Annotated in this window: 16 protein-coding genes; 10 read left to right on the top strand and 6 right to left on the bottom strand. The window is 59.1% G+C overall.

What is annotated here, in order from left to right; all coding sequences use genetic code 11:
* Nucleotide 1: 1 nt before the first annotated feature.
* Both WAO69_RS07455 and WAO69_RS07460 read right to left on the bottom strand, forming a co-directional pair.
* The gene (locus WAO69_RS07455; protein WP_422177600.1) at nucleotides 2–511 is read right to left on the bottom strand and encodes a PaaI family thioesterase; all 510 of its coding nucleotides are present in this window, start codon (nucleotides 509–511) and stop codon (nucleotides 2–4) included.
* Nucleotides 511–930: a PaaI family thioesterase gene (locus tag WAO69_RS07460; RefSeq protein WP_422177602.1), complete on the bottom strand. Its 420-nt coding sequence runs from the start codon at nucleotides 928–930 to the stop codon at nucleotides 511–513. Before WAO69_RS07460 ends, WAO69_RS07455 begins: the two co-directional genes overlap by 1 nt.
* 120 nt (nucleotides 931–1050) lie before the next feature.
* Here WAO69_RS07460 and WAO69_RS07465 point away from each other — a divergent pair, with 120 nt between their 5' ends.
* From WAO69_RS07465 to WAO69_RS07500, 8 genes are all read left to right on the top strand, one after another.
* On the top strand, nucleotides 1051–1419 hold the full coding sequence (locus WAO69_RS07465; RefSeq protein WP_422177604.1) for a MerR family DNA-binding protein: 369 nt from the start codon (nucleotides 1051–1053) through the stop codon (nucleotides 1417–1419).
* A gap of 275 nt (nucleotides 1420–1694) precedes the next feature.
* Complete coding sequence (locus WAO69_RS07470; protein WP_422177606.1) at nucleotides 1695–2096, top strand: MerR family transcriptional regulator; 402 nt, start codon at nucleotides 1695–1697, stop codon at nucleotides 2094–2096.
* Between the two features lie 50 nt (nucleotides 2097–2146).
* Complete coding sequence (locus tag WAO69_RS07475; RefSeq protein WP_422177608.1) at nucleotides 2147–3928, top strand: acyl-CoA dehydrogenase C-terminal domain-containing protein; 1782 nt, start codon at nucleotides 2147–2149, stop codon at nucleotides 3926–3928.
* Nucleotides 3929–3974: 46 nt separating this feature from the next.
* A complete protein-coding gene (locus WAO69_RS07480; protein WP_422177610.1) occupies nucleotides 3975–4187 on the top strand; it encodes a hypothetical protein in 213 nt (70 codons plus the stop codon).
* Between the two features lie 24 nt (nucleotides 4188–4211).
* Complete coding sequence (locus tag WAO69_RS07485) at nucleotides 4212–5369, top strand: acyl-CoA dehydrogenase family protein (protein WP_422177612.1); 1158 nt, start codon at nucleotides 4212–4214, stop codon at nucleotides 5367–5369.
* Between the two features lie 314 nt (nucleotides 5370–5683).
* Entirely contained in the window at nucleotides 5684–6322 is a 639-nt protein-coding gene (locus tag WAO69_RS07490; RefSeq protein WP_422177614.1) for a glutathione S-transferase family protein, read from the top strand.
* 15 nt (nucleotides 6323–6337) lie between these two features.
* A complete protein-coding gene (locus WAO69_RS07495; protein WP_422177616.1) occupies nucleotides 6338–7549 on the top strand; it encodes an acetyl-CoA C-acetyltransferase in 1212 nt (403 codons plus the stop codon).
* 22 nt (nucleotides 7550–7571) lie between these two features.
* Nucleotides 7572–9773 (top strand): 3-hydroxyacyl-CoA dehydrogenase NAD-binding domain-containing protein, encoded by a 2202-nt coding sequence (locus tag WAO69_RS07500; RefSeq protein WP_422177618.1) that lies wholly within the window; start codon nucleotides 7572–7574, stop codon nucleotides 9771–9773.
* Between the two features lie 93 nt (nucleotides 9774–9866).
* Here the strand turns inward: WAO69_RS07500 and WAO69_RS07505 are convergent, their stop codons facing one another.
* Entirely contained in the window at nucleotides 9867–10604 is a 738-nt protein-coding gene (locus WAO69_RS07505; protein ID WP_422177620.1) for a sulfotransferase family 2 domain-containing protein, read from the bottom strand.
* A complete protein-coding gene (locus WAO69_RS07510; RefSeq protein ID WP_422177622.1) occupies nucleotides 10601–11518 on the bottom strand; it encodes a DMT family transporter in 918 nt (305 codons plus the stop codon). The genes WAO69_RS07505 and WAO69_RS07510 overlap by 4 nt, the downstream gene beginning before the upstream one ends.
* An 82-nt stretch (nucleotides 11519–11600) precedes the next feature.
* Here WAO69_RS07510 and WAO69_RS07515 point away from each other — a divergent pair, with 82 nt between their 5' ends.
* Both WAO69_RS07515 and WAO69_RS07520 read left to right on the top strand, forming a co-directional pair.
* On the top strand, nucleotides 11601–13226 hold the full coding sequence (locus WAO69_RS07515) for an AMP-binding protein (RefSeq protein WP_422177625.1): 1626 nt from the start codon (nucleotides 11601–11603) through the stop codon (nucleotides 13224–13226).
* A gap of 342 nt (nucleotides 13227–13568) precedes the next feature.
* Nucleotides 13569–14582: a hypothetical protein gene (locus WAO69_RS07520; RefSeq protein ID WP_422177627.1), complete on the top strand. Its 1014-nt coding sequence runs from the start codon at nucleotides 13569–13571 to the stop codon at nucleotides 14580–14582.
* Here WAO69_RS07520 and WAO69_RS07525 read toward each other — a convergent pair.
* Together WAO69_RS07525 and upp are read right to left on the bottom strand one after the other, a co-directional pair.
* Nucleotides 14579–15898 carry an SPOR domain-containing protein gene (locus tag WAO69_RS07525; RefSeq protein ID WP_422177629.1) on the bottom strand — a complete coding sequence of 440 codons (1320 nt, stop codon included), beginning with the start codon at nucleotides 15896–15898 and terminating at the stop codon, nucleotides 14579–14581. The two genes, WAO69_RS07520 and WAO69_RS07525, sit on opposite strands and share 4 nt — an antisense overlap.
* Before the next feature lie 69 nt (nucleotides 15899–15967).
* Nucleotides 15968–16600 (bottom strand): uracil phosphoribosyltransferase, encoded by a 633-nt coding sequence (gene upp / locus WAO69_RS07530; RefSeq protein WP_422177631.1) that lies wholly within the window; start codon nucleotides 16598–16600, stop codon nucleotides 15968–15970.
* Nucleotides 16601–16638 lie beyond the last annotated feature (38 nt).

Below are 16638 nucleotides of genomic sequence, written 5' to 3' on the forward strand. Positions count from 1 at the left end.
CTCAGCCCTTGTCGCGGGGCATCAGGAAATGGCCCGAGGCCTGAGCAAACCTTCTGTCACGATGATCCTGCCAGGCCTCTACCTGCACCGAGGCATAGCGCCGACCCGACCGCGAAATGACTGCGCGCGCATAGGCATCACGCGGCAGGCCCGAGCGCAGATAATCCACGGTGAAGTCAATTGTCTTGGGCAGGCGTGGCAGGTTGCCCGCTGCCATCTCATCAGGATCAATCGCGCCGCTTTCAATATCTTCCCACAGATAGGCCCAGCTGAGCGTGATGACCGAGGTGATCTCGAGAAATGCTGCGGTGACACCGCCATGGATTGCGGGCAAAAGCGGATTGCCAATCAGTTTTTCATCAAACGGCAGCACCGCCGTCAGCTCATCCCCGCGCCGGTCGAACTGAACACCCAGATAGGTGATATAGGGAACACCCGCGACAAGCGCGCTGAGCGCTGCATCGCGACGTTGTTTGACCACCTGAACCGGTTCAGGACGAGGACGCGCCATCATCCGCCCTCCACAGTGAAGGCACCCGAGGCCGTGGCCACCGGGTGTTCGGTATCCTCGTCCGTTGCGGTCGCGCGCACGAAAGCAACCGAGCGGGTGATGTGATAGCAGGTCGCCCGCGTGGTGATCGCCTGCCCCGGTGTGGCGGCGCGCATGTAATCAATCCGCAAATCAATCGTGGCAGTCCCTGCGGGAGCGTCCGGATGCGACATCACCGCAGCACCGCAACAGGTGTCCATCAGCGCAGAAACGGCTCCGCCATGGATCACCCCTGTCTTTGGATCGCCAACGAAACGGGTGTCATAGGCCATCCTGATCTCTGCAGATCCCTCGCCGATCTCGGTCAACTCCATGCCCAGCGCGCGGGAATGCGGGATCGCTTCAATGAACTGGCGGGCGAATTTGGCTTTATCCAGCATGACAGGCATGTCCTTTGACGGGTCTTGCCCGTCTATATGTTCCCGACGGATGCGAAAGAGCAAGCCCACCTGTTGAACTCGGAACAACACGCGCATACGGTTATCGCGAGGAGAGGTGGTATGTCCGACAAGCGTCTGACCTTTAAGGAAATGTGCGCCAAGTACGATGTGACGCCGCGCACGTTGCGATACTATGAGTATATCGAGCTGTTGCAGCCGGACCGGGAAGGACGTTCCCGGTTCTATGGCGCGCGCGAACAGGCGCGCATGGTGCTGATCCTGCGCGGGCGCAAGTTCGGTTTTCAACTGGAAGACATTCGGCAGTGGCTTCTCATCTATGAAAAAGAAGGCAACGAGGCGCAGATGCGCACCTTTGTCGACATGGCAGACCGGCAGATGCTTGAGCTTCAGGAACAACAGCGCCAGTTGCAGGAAGCCATGGATTCCCTCAAATCACTCCGCGACCAGACCGCCGCCGATATCACCTGAATTCAGAGCCTGTTGCTGCGTGTCTGAGTCGAGTCGCCGCCGATATCGTCCAGTTTTCATGGTCTTTGGGGTATGGAAAACCATACCCGACGCCCCGACCGGTCTGACACGGGCGAACAAGAAAATTGCGCACAGACAAGGATGACGTTGGCGGAAGTTACGTCAAGCAGGATGTGACGTGACGTCCATGTTACGTCAACGTCAATCTCATGTTGTAAATCTCAGGAACGCTCCGCACCTACCCATCATTCCCGCAACGACGGAGCTTTGAAATGATGAGTAAAGATATGATGACGATCCGCGAAATGTGCGACGCCTACGAAGTAACGCCGCGCACGCTTCGGTTCTATGAAGCCAAGGAACTGTTGTTCCCGATCCGTGAAGGACAAAAGCGCCTGTTCACCAAGCGTGACCGTGCGCGGCTCAAGCTGATCCTGCGCGGCAAGCGCTTTGGTTTCTCACTGGAGGAAATCCGCCAGTTGCTGGACCTCTACCATATGGGCGACCAGCAATTGACCCAGATCAGCCGAACCTACGAGATCGCGCGTGATCGGCTTGCCGATATGGAAGGTCAGCGCGACGAACTGACCGAAGCCATCAACGATCTGAAAGAACAGCTCAAATGGGGCGAACGGATGATCGCGTCACTGAGCCAACCCAAGCGCGCCGCCGAGTAACCGGCGGTGCCAAAAGTCAAAAACCCCACCGACGTTTAGGGAGAGAATGCATGCCCAGCTATACCGCCCCCACGAAAGACCTGCAGTTTGTCTTGCATGAAGTGTTGAAAGTAACCCAGTCCGATATCCCCGGTTATGATGAGCTGGACGCGGATTTCACCGCTGCCATTCTGGAAGAAGCGGGCAAGATCAGCTCAGAAGTCCTGGCTCCTCTCAACTCTGTCGGCGACGTAGAAGGATGTCGGCTGGAGAATGGTGTGGTTTACACGCCCACTGGCTTCAAGGCGGCCTTCGAGCAGGTCAAGGAAGGCGGCTGGCCCGGATTGGACATGCCCGAGCAATATGGTGGCCAGAACATGCCCGCGGTTATCGGGTCTGCCGTGGGCGAGATGTTCTCGGCGGCCAACCAGGCATTCACCATGTACCAGGGTCTGACCCATGGTGCCGCATCGGCCATTCTGGCCCATGGCACGGATGCCCAGAAGGACGTCTATCTGCCCAAGATGGTAAGCTGCGAATGGACCGGCACCATGAACCTGACCGAGCCGCATTGCGGCACCGATCTGGGCATGATGCGCACCAAAGCCGAACCGCAAGAGAATGGCAGTTACAAGATCACCGGACAGAAGATCTTTATCTCTTCGGGTGACCACGACATGGCCGACAACATCATCCATCTTGTGCTGGGCAAGATCGTTGGCGGACCTGAGGGCATCAAGGGTGTGTCGCTGTTCATCGTGCCGAAATTCCTCGTCAACGAGGACGGCAGCTTGGGCGCACGCAACGGCGTCAGCGTCGGCAAGATCGAAGAAAAAATGGGCATTCACGGCAACTCGACCTGCGTCATGAATTACGACGCCGCGACAGGCTATCTGCTGGGAGAAGAGCACAAAGGCATGCGCGCGATGTTCACCATGATGAACGAAGCCCGCCTGGGTGTCGGCATGCAGGGCCTCGCCCAGGCCGATGTGGCCTATCAGAACGCGCTGGAATACGCCAAGGATCGTCTGCAAGGCCGGGACGTCACAGGCGTCAAGAACCCCAACGGCCCGGCTGATCCGCTGATCGTGCATCCCGACATTCGCCGCTCGCTGATGGATCAGAAGTCTTTTACCGAAGGGGCCCGCGCCTTTATCCTGTGGGGCGCGAACATGATCGACGCCTCGCACCGCAAGGGCGATGATGCCGCCGAAGGCCTGGTGTCGCTGCTGACTCCGGTGATCAAGGGCTTCCTGACCGATCAGGGCTATGACATGACGATCAAGGCCCAGCAGGTCTATGGCGGGCATGGCTATATCGAAGAATGGGGCATGTCCCAATTCACCCGTGATGCCCGGATTGCGATGATCTATGAAGGCGCGAATGGCGTGCAGGCGCTGGATCTTGTGGGCCGCAAACTGGCACAGGATGGCGGCAAGCATGTGATGGCCTTCTTCGACCTGGTGAAAACCTTCATCAAGGACAACACCGGTCAGGACGCCGAATATGACGCGACCTTCCTCGAACCGCTTAAGGCCGCATCCAAGGACCTGCAGGCTGCGGGCATGTACTTCATGCAGAACGGCATGAAGAACCCCAATAACGCCCTGGCTGGATCCTATGACTTCATGCATATGTTCGGCCATGTCTGCCTTGGCCTGATGTGGGCGCAGATGGGCAAGGCCGCCCGCGAAGCTCTGGCTGCGGGCGCAACCGACGCTGCGTTCTACGAGACAAAACTGGCAACAGGACGCTATTACATGGCACGTCAATTGCCCGCGACCAGCATGCACCTGGCGCGCATCCAATCGGGTGCCGACACGGTGATGGCCCTGGAAGCTGCAAACTTCTGATGGTGGCGCGGGGTCAGACCCCGCCCCGCCCCAGCCCGGAGAAGAGATGCCGAAACGTTTCCGCCTCACCCGCCGCTTCAACGCAGCCATGACGGAAGACGGGTATCGCAGGCTCAAACGGTTTGCCTCGGAAGCCGGGCTGGACGAGGGCGAAGCGCTGTCGTTTCTCTTTGAGAATTTCGACAGCGTGACCAACGAAGAAAACCTGGGCCACCGGCTCCGGCTGTTCAACGCCGAGCTCGACGCGCGCAAACGTTAAGTCAATTCCGAGAGGAGAGCGACGATGAGAGATTTCTTTTCAGCCAATTCGGCCTGGATGAGCGAAGAACACCGCATGCTGTCAGACATGACAGCACAGTTCATCACCAATGAATGGTCTCCCAAGTTCGAAAAGTGGCGCAAGCAGGGCGAGATGGATCGCGAGATCTGGCAACAGGCCGGCGAGTTGGGCCTGCTGTGCCCCTCCATCCCCGAGGAATATGGCGGCGTAGGCGGCGACTTTGGCCATGAAGCCGCAATCATGATCGAATCCTGTCGCGCCAACATCGCCAGCTGGGGCTATCCGATCCATGGCCCGATCGTGTCCCACTACATCCTGAAATACGGCACAGAAGAACAAAAGAAACGCTGGTTGCCTGCGCTGATTTCCGGCGAGATGGTCGGTGCTCTTGCCATGACCGAGCCCTCCACCGGCTCGGATGTCCAGCGTATCAAGACCAAAGCGATCCGGGACGGCAATGTCTATCGCCTTTCCGGTCAGAAGACTTTCATCTCGAATGGCCAGCACGCAAATCTGATCATCGTCGCGTGCAAGACCGACCCCTCCGAAGGCTCCAAGGGCGTTTCGCTGGTGGTGCTGGAGACCGACACTGCCGAAGGCTTTCACAGGGGCCGCAACCTGGAAAAAGTCGGCCTGCATGCCGCGGACACGTCCGAATTGTTCTTTGACAACATCGCCATCCCACCCGAAAACATCCTTGGCGGTGAAGAGGGGCGCGGGTTCTATCAGATGATGGAACAACTTCCCCAAGAACGCCTTGCCATTGCTTGCGGTGCCGTGGGTGCCATGGAAGGTGCCGTTGAGCGGACGATCACCTACTGCAAGGAACGCGAAGCCTTTGGTGGGCCGCTGACACAGTTCCAGAACACCCGCTTCAAACTGGCAGAATGCAAAACCAAAACCGCCGTCGCTCGCGCCTTTCTTGATCAATGCATTCTGGAACATGTGCGCGGTGAACTGACATCGGACAAAGCCTCCATGGCCAAGTACTGGCTGACCGACACACAGGGCGAAGTTCTGGACGAATGTGTCCAGCTTCATGGGGGTTATGGCTTCATGCAGGAATATGCCGTCGCCGAAATGTGGGCGGATGCCCGCGTTCAGCGGATTTACGGCGGCACCAACGAGATCATGAAAGAGCTGATCGCGAGGTCGCTTTGAAGTTTTCGGTCAGACAGAAGATGGGAATGGCGGACGCCTCCGGCGGGGGATATTTCTGGCAAGATGAAGCCAAAGTGGTCCACTCCGTGGCTGATGCCTTGCTGCCAGAGGCGCCATATCACCGCACCACGGAGCTTCACCTTGCACGCCCATCGGCTTCCCAGCCTGTAACGCCTGAGCATAGTGCCGAATTCTTCGTTAACGTTGCATTACCCGCCATTTCATCTTGCAAGAAATATTCCCACGGGGGTGCGGGGGTGTGAAACCCCCGAGCCCAGCCCAATCAAGAAAACCTCGGGAGGAGACCTGAGACCATGACCATCCAACTTTACTGTTTTGGTGAATCCGGCAATGCCTATAAAGCTGCCCTCGCTCTCGAATTGTCCGGTCTTGACTGGGAACCGGTGTTTGTCGATTTCTTCGGCGGCGAGACCCGCACGCCGCAATACCGCAGCACGATCAATGAGATGGGTGAGGCTCCGGTTCTGGTGGATGGCGACTTTCGCACCAGCCAGTCTGGCGCGATTCAGGCCTATGTCACCGAAAAATCGGGCAAGTTCGGAGGCAAGACGCGCGAAGAGACATATGAGGTCTTGCGGTGGGTGCTTTGGGACAACCACAAGTTTTCATCTGTCTGTGGCCTCACCCGCTTCTTGATGAACTTCCTGCCCGAAGACAAACGCCCGCAGGAGGTGATCACCTTCAACCAGGGACGTCTGAAGGCCGCCTTTGCCACGCTCGACGCCCATCTTGACGGGCGAGACTGGATCGTCGGCGATGACGTCACGAATGCGGATCTGAGCTGTTGCGGGTATCTCTATTACCCAGAACCCTTCAGCTTTGATCGCGCGGACTGGCCCCATATCGACGGATGGCTCACGCGTCTGTCCCAACAACCGGGCTGGAAAGCCCCCTACGACCTGATGCCCGGCAGCCCTGCTGACCGCGCCTGAACTGGAGAATGACTGATGACCGAAGCTTACATCTATGACGCCGTACGCACTCCGCGTGGCAAGGGCCGCAAGGATGGCGCGCTGCATGAGGTCACCTCACTGCGCCTGTCGGCACTGACGCTCAACGCCATCAAAGAGCGCAACAATCTGACCGGTCACGCGGTCGAAGACGTGATCTGGGGAAATGTGACCCAGGTGATGGAGCAAGGCGGGTGTCTGGCGCGCTCTGCCGTGCTGGCATCCGACCTTGATGAATCCATCCCCGGCCTTGCCATCAACCGCTTTTGCGCCAGCGGCATGGAAGCCGTGAACCTTGCGGCCAATCAGATCCAGGGCGGTGCGGGCAAAGCCTATATTGCCGGTGGTGTGGAAATGATGGGCCGCGTGGCAATGGGCTCGGACGGGGCCGCCATTGCGGTCGACCCGACAGTCGCCATGGATACCTACTTCGTTCCACAAGGCATTTCCGCTGACATCATCGCCACCAGATACGGCTTTACCCGCGATCAGGCCGATGCTTTGGCGATGGAATCCCAACGGCGTGCCAAGGCGGCCTGGGATGACAAGCGGTTTTCCAAATCGGTGATCACCGTATGTGACCAGAACGGCATCCCTATTCTGGATCATGATGAATACATGCGTCCCGGCACCGATATGCAAGCATTGGGTGCACTGAACCCGGCATTCCAGATGATGGGCGAGCAAATGCCGGGCTTTGATAAGGTCGCGCTGATGAAGTATCCCGATCTGGAGCGTATCCACCACATTCACCACGCAGGAAACTCGTCAGGCATCGTCGATGGGGCTGCCGCGGTTCTGATCGGCAACAAGGAGTTCGGCGCGCAATACGGGCTCAAGCCCCGCGCTCGTATCCGCGCCACGGCCAAGATCGGCACCGATCCGACCATCATGCTTACCGGCCCTGTACCAGTGACCGAAAAGATCCTGTCCGATAGCGGCATGAGTATCAGCGACATTGATCTTTTCGAGGTCAACGAAGCCTTTGCATCGGTGGTGCTGCGTTTCCAGCAGGCCTTTGAAGTCGACCCGGAACTGGTCAACGTCAATGGCGGTTCGATTGCAATGGGCCACCCCCTGGGTGCCACCGGCGCGATCATCATCGGCACATTGCTGGATGAACTCGAGCGCTCGGACAAGGAAATCGGCCTTGCCACGCTATGCATTGCATCCGGCATGGGTGCCGCCACCATCATCGAACGCGTTTGACCGGGCGAGAAGGATTTAGGACATGACTGACTTTACAATGATCAAAGGCGACGACGGCGTTGCCATCATTACCTGGGATGTTCCGGGCAAATCGATGAACGTGCTCTCGGCCGAAGGACCTCAACAGCTGAATGCGCTGATCGATGACGCTTTGGCAGACGCGGCCGTCAAAGGCATCGTTCTGACCTCGGGCAAGGAAGGCTCCTTCGCTGGTGGCATGGATCTCAACGTGCTGGCAGATATCCGCGAGAACGTCGGAGACAACCCGGCCGAGGGGCTGTTCGGTTTCATCATGCAAATGCACGGATTGATGCGGAAGATCGAACTGGCCGGCATGGATTTCAAGACCAAGAAGGGCGGCAAGCCGATTGCCTGCGCGATGCCCGGCACTGGCGCCGGGATTGGCCTGGAACTGCCGCTGTGCACGCATCGCATCTTTGTGGCCGACAACCCCAAGGCCCGCATCGGTCTGCCCGAGATCATGCTGGGCATCTTCCCCGGTGCCGGCGGCACCACCCGGCTGATCCGCAAGCTCGGCCTGATGGGCGCATCCTCTTTCCTGCTTGAAGGCAAGCTGGTCGATCCGGCCAAAGCCAAAGCTGCAGGCATCATCGATGAGGTCGTGGCCGATCCGCTGGCTGCGGCGAAAGCCTGGGTCCTGAGCGCAACCGACGCCGATCTGGTCAAGCCCTGGGACGCCAAGGGCTACAAGATGCCCGGTGGTGCGCCCTATCATCCCGCAGGCTTCATGAATTTCGTCGGGGCCGCGGCCATGGTCCATGGCAAGACGCAAGGTGCGTTTCCTGCCGCCAAGGCAATGCTATCGGCGATCTATGAAGGCGCGATGGTCGATTTCGACACGGCCCTGCGGATCGAAGCACGCTGGTTCGTCAACATCCTCATGAACCCCTCCTCGTCCGCGATGATCCGGTCGCTGTTCGTGAACAAGGAAGCTCTGGAAAAAGGGGCTGTGCGCCCTGTGGATGTGCCCGATCAGCGGGTCCGGAAGGTTGGTGTTCTGGGGGCGGGCATGATGGGGGCCGGGATCGCGCTGGTGTCGGCACAGGCCGGCATCGAAGTTGTGTTGATCGACCGCGATCAGGCGGCTGCCGACAAGGGGAAAGCCTATACCGAGGCCTATCTCGACAAGGGCATAGCCCGCAAAAAGGTCACCGCCGAGAAAAAGGACAAGATGCTGTCCATGATCACCGCCACACCGGATCTGGATCACCTCAAGGGGTGTGACCTGATCATCGAAGCGGTGTTCGAGGACCCCGCGGTGAAAGCCGAGATGACCAAAAAGGTCGAGGCGATCATCCCCGAGGATTGCATCTTTGCCTCCAACACGTCGACCTTGCCGATTTCCGATCTGGCCAAGGCAAGCGTGCGGCCCGAGCAGTTCATCGGCATCCACTTCTTCTCTCCAGTGGAAAAAATGCTGCTGGTCGAGATCATCAAGGGCGCAGAAACCGGCGACCGAGCGGTCGCCAAGGCACTGGATTATGTCCGGCAAATCAAGAAGACGCCCATCGTGGTGAACGATGCACGGTTCTTCTATGCCAACCGCTGCATCATTCCATATATCAACGAAGGCGTGATGATGGCCGGAGAAGGCGTATCGCGCGCGATGATCGACCGCGCGGCTCAGATGCTCGGCTTCCCGGTTGGGCCGATCCAATTGGTAGATGAAACCTCCCTTGATCTCGGAGCCAAGATCGCCAAAGCCACGATGGCCGCCATGGGCAATGCCTACCCGCGCTCCATCGCGGATGATGTGACGTTCTGGATGGTCGATGAGGGGCGCCTGGGACGCAAATCCAAGGCCGGTTTCTTTGACTATGATGACAACGGCAAACGTCTGGGCTACTGGCCGGGCTTCAACGACAAGTACCCTCTGCTCGAGAACCAGCCGGAACTGATCGAAGTGCAGCACCGTCTGCTGTTTGTTCAGGTGCTCGAAGCGGTGCGTGCCATCGAAGAAAACGTGCTCATGGATATCCGCGAGGGCGATGTCGGCGCAATCCTCGGCTGGGGCTTCGCCCCCTGGTCAGGCGGTCCATTGAGCTGGCTGGACATGGTCGGAACCCCTTGGGCCGCCGAGCGCTGTGATCAGTTGCAGGCAAAATATGGCGACCGCTTTGCCTGCCCGCCGCTGCTGCGCGAAATGGCCGATAAAGGGGAAAGCTTTTACGAACGCTTCGCTCCGGACGCCGAGGCCGCGTGAACACGCACATCTGAGAAATCAACGGGCGGTGCGAGACGGCACCGCCCGTGTTTCATCTGAGCGCAGTGTTCCGTATTTCTGGCAAGAAGAAGATCAGGACAGAGCTCCTGCTCCTTTCTGGTCAAAATACCCCGGGAGAGGCGCAAAGCGCCGGGGGCAGAGCCCCCCTAGAGCGCAACACCCAGTCAGTCGAACCGATAGCCAAAGCGCGTGATATCCGGATCGAACATCCGCAACGATCTGGGCCGTTTCATCGCTATAGTAGCCGCGATAATCGCTGCGCCTTTGTGAGCTATTCACGCGCTCCAGCTGCAATTCGAACCCCAGATGGTCGTGAACCGGCGCAAGATCGTCCTGCAGATGTTCGATCCGGACATAGGCGTTGCATTGCTCTACACCATCCGCGCGCGTCATGTAACGCGCGGCCGGATTGGCACGCAGGCTGGCGGCGATCTGGGGATGCCTCAGAAAGCCGGAAAACTCGAGGGTCTTTGCAAGAGTGACCGCGGGATGATCAAAGTCCTGCTCCTGCAGCCAGTGATAATAACTCACCATGCGGTCCCACGGGTTGCGCACGAGGGTAAAGGCAAACAAAGGTGCCAGGTCCTCAACACTGTAAAGCCCGTCGATATCGCTGAGCGTGGCATGTTTCCACACGCGCCCCGCAGCCTTGGAGCCGTTCACCCTGTGCCGCCTCTTGAGCGCTTTCGGCGTGTCGCCGATCATCACATCATCTTTCTTCGCCCGAGCTTCCAGCGCCAGCGCCATCGCCGTTCCGCCCGTTTTGGGGATGTGCACAAAGATGTATCCACGGCCCGGAGAAATGATCATGTGCCAGAACCTCGCGCGCGCAGCGCGATCACCACACCTGCAACAACGATCAAGCCGATGCCGGCCAGTTGCAGCGTGTCAAGGGTCTGACCAAACAGCACAAGCGCGTAAAGCGGTCCAAAGATCATGACCGAATACTCAAACACCGCGACCTGGGATGGTTCGCCCAGCTGATAGGCTTTGACGATCATGAACACGCCCACCACCGATCCAAAGGCCTGTATCAGCACAAAGGGGGCTGCGGTCCATATCGGCCATACCCAGGCGCGGGTGACAAAACCCTCCGAGCCCGGCGCGCTGTCCAGCGGCCAGATCTGCAGGACAATCAGGCCAATGGCTCCAAGCGTTCCAAGCGTGACCCACATTCCTGCCAGAAGCGACACGGTGCTTTCGCCTGCACATAGTGTCCGCGTCGAAATGGCACTGAGCGCGTAAAAGAACCCGCCCGCCATTGGCAAAAGCGTGACCCAGCTGAAATTGCTTGGATCGGGCTGCAGCACCAGGAGGATTCCCATGAACCCAAGTGTTACAGCAAGGATCCGCCAGGGTCCGATCTTCTGTCGCAGGAACAGGGCCGTAATGATCAGAATGAAGATTGGCGAGGTGAACAATCCGGCCAGCGCCTGGGCAATAGGCATCAAAGCCAGCGCGCTGAAATAAAACAGCATCGATATGGCCACCAACCCGGATCGCACCCCGACCGCCCACCACCGGCGGGGTCTCAGCGTACCCAGACCGATGACGGAAAGTGCCACAACCAATGGAATTGCAACCAATGCGCGGGTGAAATGGAACTGCCACAACCCGATCTCTTCGGCCAGAAGGACAATCACATTGTCGATCCCGCCGATGATCAGCATTGCTCCGATCATAAAAAGAGCCGCCGATAGCGGCCTCGTCGCAATATCCTGCACCTTTTCCCTTTCCAAGCCTGAGGTTGCGACCCATTATCTTACCCCACACGCGACACAAGATCGATTCAAGGGAGAGAATTCAATGGGGTGGATGGCAGACGAGACGGGCCTGGGAAAAACGGCGGCGAATTATGTGCCGCTGACGCCCCTTTCCCACCTGAGACGCGCGGCGCTGATCTTTCCCGAACATCCCGCCGTGGTCTATGGCGATCACCGCGCGAATTACGCAGAGTATTACGCACGCTGCTCGCAACTGGCGTCAGCGCTTGCCGCAAACGGCGTTGCGCCGGGCGATGTCGTGGCGACCTTGATCCCCAACCTGCCCGCTCAGGCTGAAGCACATTTCGGCGTCCCGGCCTGTGGCGCGGTGCTCAATACGATCAACATTCGTCTGGATCTGGATACGGTCAGCTATATCCTGGGCCATGGTGAAGCCAAGGCGGTGCTGGTGGACACGCAGTTTCTGGAGCTTGCCGAGGCCGCTGCGGCAGCGCAGGACACTCCACCTCTGCTGATCGAAGTGCCGGACCCGCACGCTGGCTATCCGGCGTCAGGTCGACACGTGACCTATGAAGACTTCCTTGCGACGGGTGATCCCGAGTTCGACTGGATCATGCCCGAGGATGAATGGGAAAGCCTTGCGCTGAACTATACGTCCGGCACGACAGGACGGCCCAAAGGCGTGGTCTATCACCACCGTGGAGCCTATCTGATGACGATGGGCACCGTTGTGTCCTGGCGCATGGTGATGCACCCGGTTTATCTGACGATTGTTCCCCTGTTTCACTGCAATGGCTGGAATCACACCTGGATGATGCCCATGCTCGGCGGCACGCTGATCTGCTGTCGCGATGTAACGGCAAAGAATATCTTCAATGCCATCGCCTATGAAAAGGTTACGCATTTCGGCGGTGCGCCCATCGTCCTGAACACGCTGGTAAATGCCCCGGAAGAGGAGCGCACGCCGTTTGACCACACCGTGGAGGTGTTCACCGCGGGCGCGCCACCCGCACCGGCGACATTGGCCAAGATCGAACCCTTGGGGTTTCATGTCACCCAGGTCTATGGGCTGACTGAAACCTATGGACACGTCACGGAATGTCTGTGGAAATCGGACTGGGATCACACCGAAGGTCATGCGCGCGCGGCGATCAAAGCCCGACAGGGTGTGGCCTTCCCGATGATGGAGCACATAACCGTGCTGGACGAAAACCATCGACAAATTCCAATGGATGGCAAGACCCAGGGCGAAATCGTCATGCGCGGCAACTCGGTCATGAAAGGATATCTGAAGAACCCCGAGGCCACTGCCGAAGCCTTCAAGGGCGGGTTTTTTCATTCCGGTGATATCGCGATCCAGCACCCCGACAGCTATATCCAGATCGCCGATCGCGCCAAGGATATCATCATATCGGGCGGCGAGAACATTTCATCGGTCGAAGTCGAAGGCGTGCTGATGGGCCATCCGGACGTCTTGCTTGCCGCTGTGGTGGCCAAACCCGATGAGAAATGGGGCGAGGTACCCTGCGCCTTTGTCGAACTGAAGGCTGGCGCCGCCGAGGATGAGGCGGGCCTCATCGCCTTTGCCCGCGAAACGCTGGCAGGATTCAAAGCACCCAAGAGAGTGGTGTTCCAGGAGCTTCCAAAGACGTCGACGGGCAAGATCCAGAAGTTCGAGTTGCGCAAAGTGGCGCAGGCGCTTGATTGAGGTCAGGCGCAGCGCGGGTGCCAGAGGCAGTATCTTTGGGTATTTGAAACCAGAAAGAAGCATCAACTGCGTGCATGTGATCCTCTGTGGGTTTGGCGATCGAAGCGAACAGGCGCGACGCGCCGGTTTTTTGCCTGTCGGACGGGACTGTGCAAGTTTCAGATACGCGCCCGTCTGGTTTGTCAGGGACGTCCTGAAGCGCACAGCGCGAATCCGGTATAGATTTTCATGAAAAACCGGCTGCGGTGCGTGCTTCGCCCCAGAATAGCCGCGCTTGAGCGTTGCGGCGAGGTCTGACCTTGGGGTACGGTTGCGCAAAACCAGAGGCCGAGCAGCCCAGACATGACCGCGCTTAAGAAATACCAACGACTTGAGGCCACTGGCCTCTGGCGCCCTGCACCCGATGAGCAGCGGCGCGAGGTTGTGGTATCCATTGGCGATGCCACTCTGGTGATCACCGACACCAAGGATCGAGCGCTGGCCCACTGGTCGCTGGCCGCAGTCGAGCGCCAGAATCCCGGCACGCGCCCGGCGATCTATTCTCCGGACGGAGATCCCGATGAGACGCTCGAGCTTGGCGAAGACGAGGACGAGATGATCCGCGCGATTGAAAAGCTGCGCGGGGCGATCTCACGGGCACGTCCTCATCCTGGACGTCTGAGGCTTGTGTCTGTCCTGCTGTCCTGTCTGGCAGTCAGCGCGGTGGCCGTGTTCTGGCTTCCGGGCGCGATGCTGCGTCATACGTTGAGCGTGGTTCCCGAAATCACGCGTCAGGATATTGGCGAAGACCTGCTGGAACGCATCATCCGCGTGTCAGGCCCTGCCTGTGCGGCCCCCAGTGCCAGACCTGTCCTTGCGCGTTTGGCCACACGCACCGGCGTGCGCCGCCTGGCCGTTCTGCCAGCCGGGGTCCGTGACAGTCTGGCCTTGCCCGGTGGGTTGGTAGTGCTCAATCGCGCGATCATCGAGGATTTCGAGGATCCCGACGTGGCCGCCGGATACATCATGGCGGAACGCGCGCGCATCAGCCAAATCAATCCTCTGGCCGATCTTCTGGAAAACAGCGGTGTGAGAGCCTCTTTCCGGCTGATCACCACGGGCACATTGGCACCTGAGACGCTGGATGCCTATGCGGAACATGTTCTTGTTTCAGCTCGTCCCGAAATCGGAACCGACGTCCTGCTTGACATGTTTGATGCGGCCCAGATACGTGCCACACCTTACGCCTATGCCCTTGATATAACAGGTGAAACCACTTTAGATCTGATCGAGGCGGATCCGATGGCGGGGCGCGCGGCCCCGCCGGTCCTGTCCGATCGAAACTGGCTGGTTCTGCAGTCGATCTGCGAAGGTTAGTTCAGAACGACGGCACCGCCGAAACCTGCGGCGCGGGCGCTGTTGGCCGCCTGCTGCGCTTCGGCGCGGGATGCAAAGGGCCCTGCCAGAACCAGTCGGAACGTGGAGTTGCCGCGTTTCATCGTCCCCATCCGGGTCGGAATACCGGTGCGGGCCATGCGCTGTGCATCTGCGCGCGCTTCCGCTTCGGACTGATACTTGCCCACTTGCACGAACAGAGGATAACTCGCGGCGCTCGGCAGTTCTGCCTTTGCGGCACCAGCCCGTGAAGCCGGTGCTGCTGAAAAACCTGACCCCTGCGCCGAGCCTGCGTATTCAATCTGCACCCTGCCGGTGCGCACAGCCGGGCCAGACAGGATCCGAGGCTGTTTGATCCGACGTGGGCCTTCCGCGCCGACCTGGCGGCGTGGCACGGTGGTGGTCACAGTGTATTGAGACTGAATGTAGCCTTCGACGGATTGCTCTCCACGGCGCGGGTTCAGGCGATCATCATCCCAGACCGGCTCAAAGCCCTCGGGTACAACAACACGGCTCGCCGCGGCCCTATCTGTTACCAGATGCTCGGGCAGAATTCGCACACCGCCACCTGAGCCAAGGGACGCTTGACCGGCGGGACGGGTTACCGGAGACTCGGCCTGAGGGCCACAGCGCACGGCAAAGGCACCGCCGTTGTTGATGTATTGGCGCGACAGCGGTGATGCACCCGGGCATCCACCGACTGCCTGGGCCTGGGGCGCAGTCGTGGACACTGTCGCCACGGGGGCTGCGGTCCGGGGTGCAGGGTTCACATACAGGGTCGGTTCGGGTCCAGGTGAGGGCGCGCGCGTCGTGCGGGGCACTGCTGTAGCGACAGTAGCCGCCGCAACGGGCGCTGCAGGTGTCACAGTCCGAACTGTTGCCGCCGGTGCGGGTTGGACGATGGCTGTTGCCACTGTCGGCATGGGCTGCTGCGAGGTCGGGCGCGTTGTGACTTGAGGTTGCGGCACGGCAGGCACCGGCTCCACGTTGCGTGGCACGATTTGCTCGACCTGAGGTCCGACGGGAGCTGCTGCCACAGTCTGCACCCCTGAAAGGCTGGGCTGAGCACCGCAGATCTGACGGCGGTCGCGCGACACGCGGGGGACCCATGTGACGTTGCCATCGATGCCTGCGCGAATGAACACGCAACCCTTGCTGTCCACATATTGTGAGCCGGTAAAGGAACTTGGCGGAAACTCGGCCGGTATCGGGTTGTCCCCGATTGCCTGAGCATAAACACTGGTCACAGAGACCGTCGCCAGCATAACGCTGGCCGCAATAACTTTAGTATATTTCATCGCATGCCCCCACAGGATGTAGGAGAAGGATGCAGCAAAAGCACCGTTGAGTAAAGTGTTCGCAAACAGTTATTTGGTGCCGAACATCCGGTCTCCGGCATCCCCAAGACCGGGCATTATATAGCCGATATCATTGAGTTGGCGATCCAGCGAAGCCGTGACGATTGGCACATCCGGATGCGCTTCTTTCATGCGCTTCACCCCTTCTGGCGCGGCCAACAAGCACATGAACCGGATATTCGTCGCTCCTGCTTGCTTCAATAGGTCAATCGCTGCGGCAGATGAGTTGCCCGTGGCCAGCATCGGATCGACAGCAATCACCAGCCGATCTTCCAGAGAGTCGGGAACTTTGAAGTAATATTGAACCGGTTGCAGTGTCTCTTCGTCCCGGTAAAGACCAACGAATCCGACACGTGCGGAGGGGATCAGTTCCAGAACACCGTCCAACAGCCCGTTTCCAGCCCGAAGGATCGACACAAGTGCCAGTTTCTTGCCCGCGAGTGTCGGTGATTCCATCTCTTCCAGCGGGGTTTCGATGGATTTCGTCGTCATCGGCAAGTCGCGCGTTATTTCATATGCCAGCAACTGGCTGATCTCGCGCAGAAGCTGACGGAAGACAGCCGTGGGCGTCTTGCGATCCCGCATCAAGGTCAGTTTATGCTGTACCAGCGGGTGATCGACGACTGTAAGGTGATCGGCCATGTCTGTCCTCCTGTTGAGGGTTATGTTTTGCGCCGCGA

The organism is Aestuariivita sp. (genome assembly GCF_049276915.1).
GTDB lineage: Bacteria > Pseudomonadota > Alphaproteobacteria > Rhodobacterales > Rhodobacteraceae > Aestuariivita.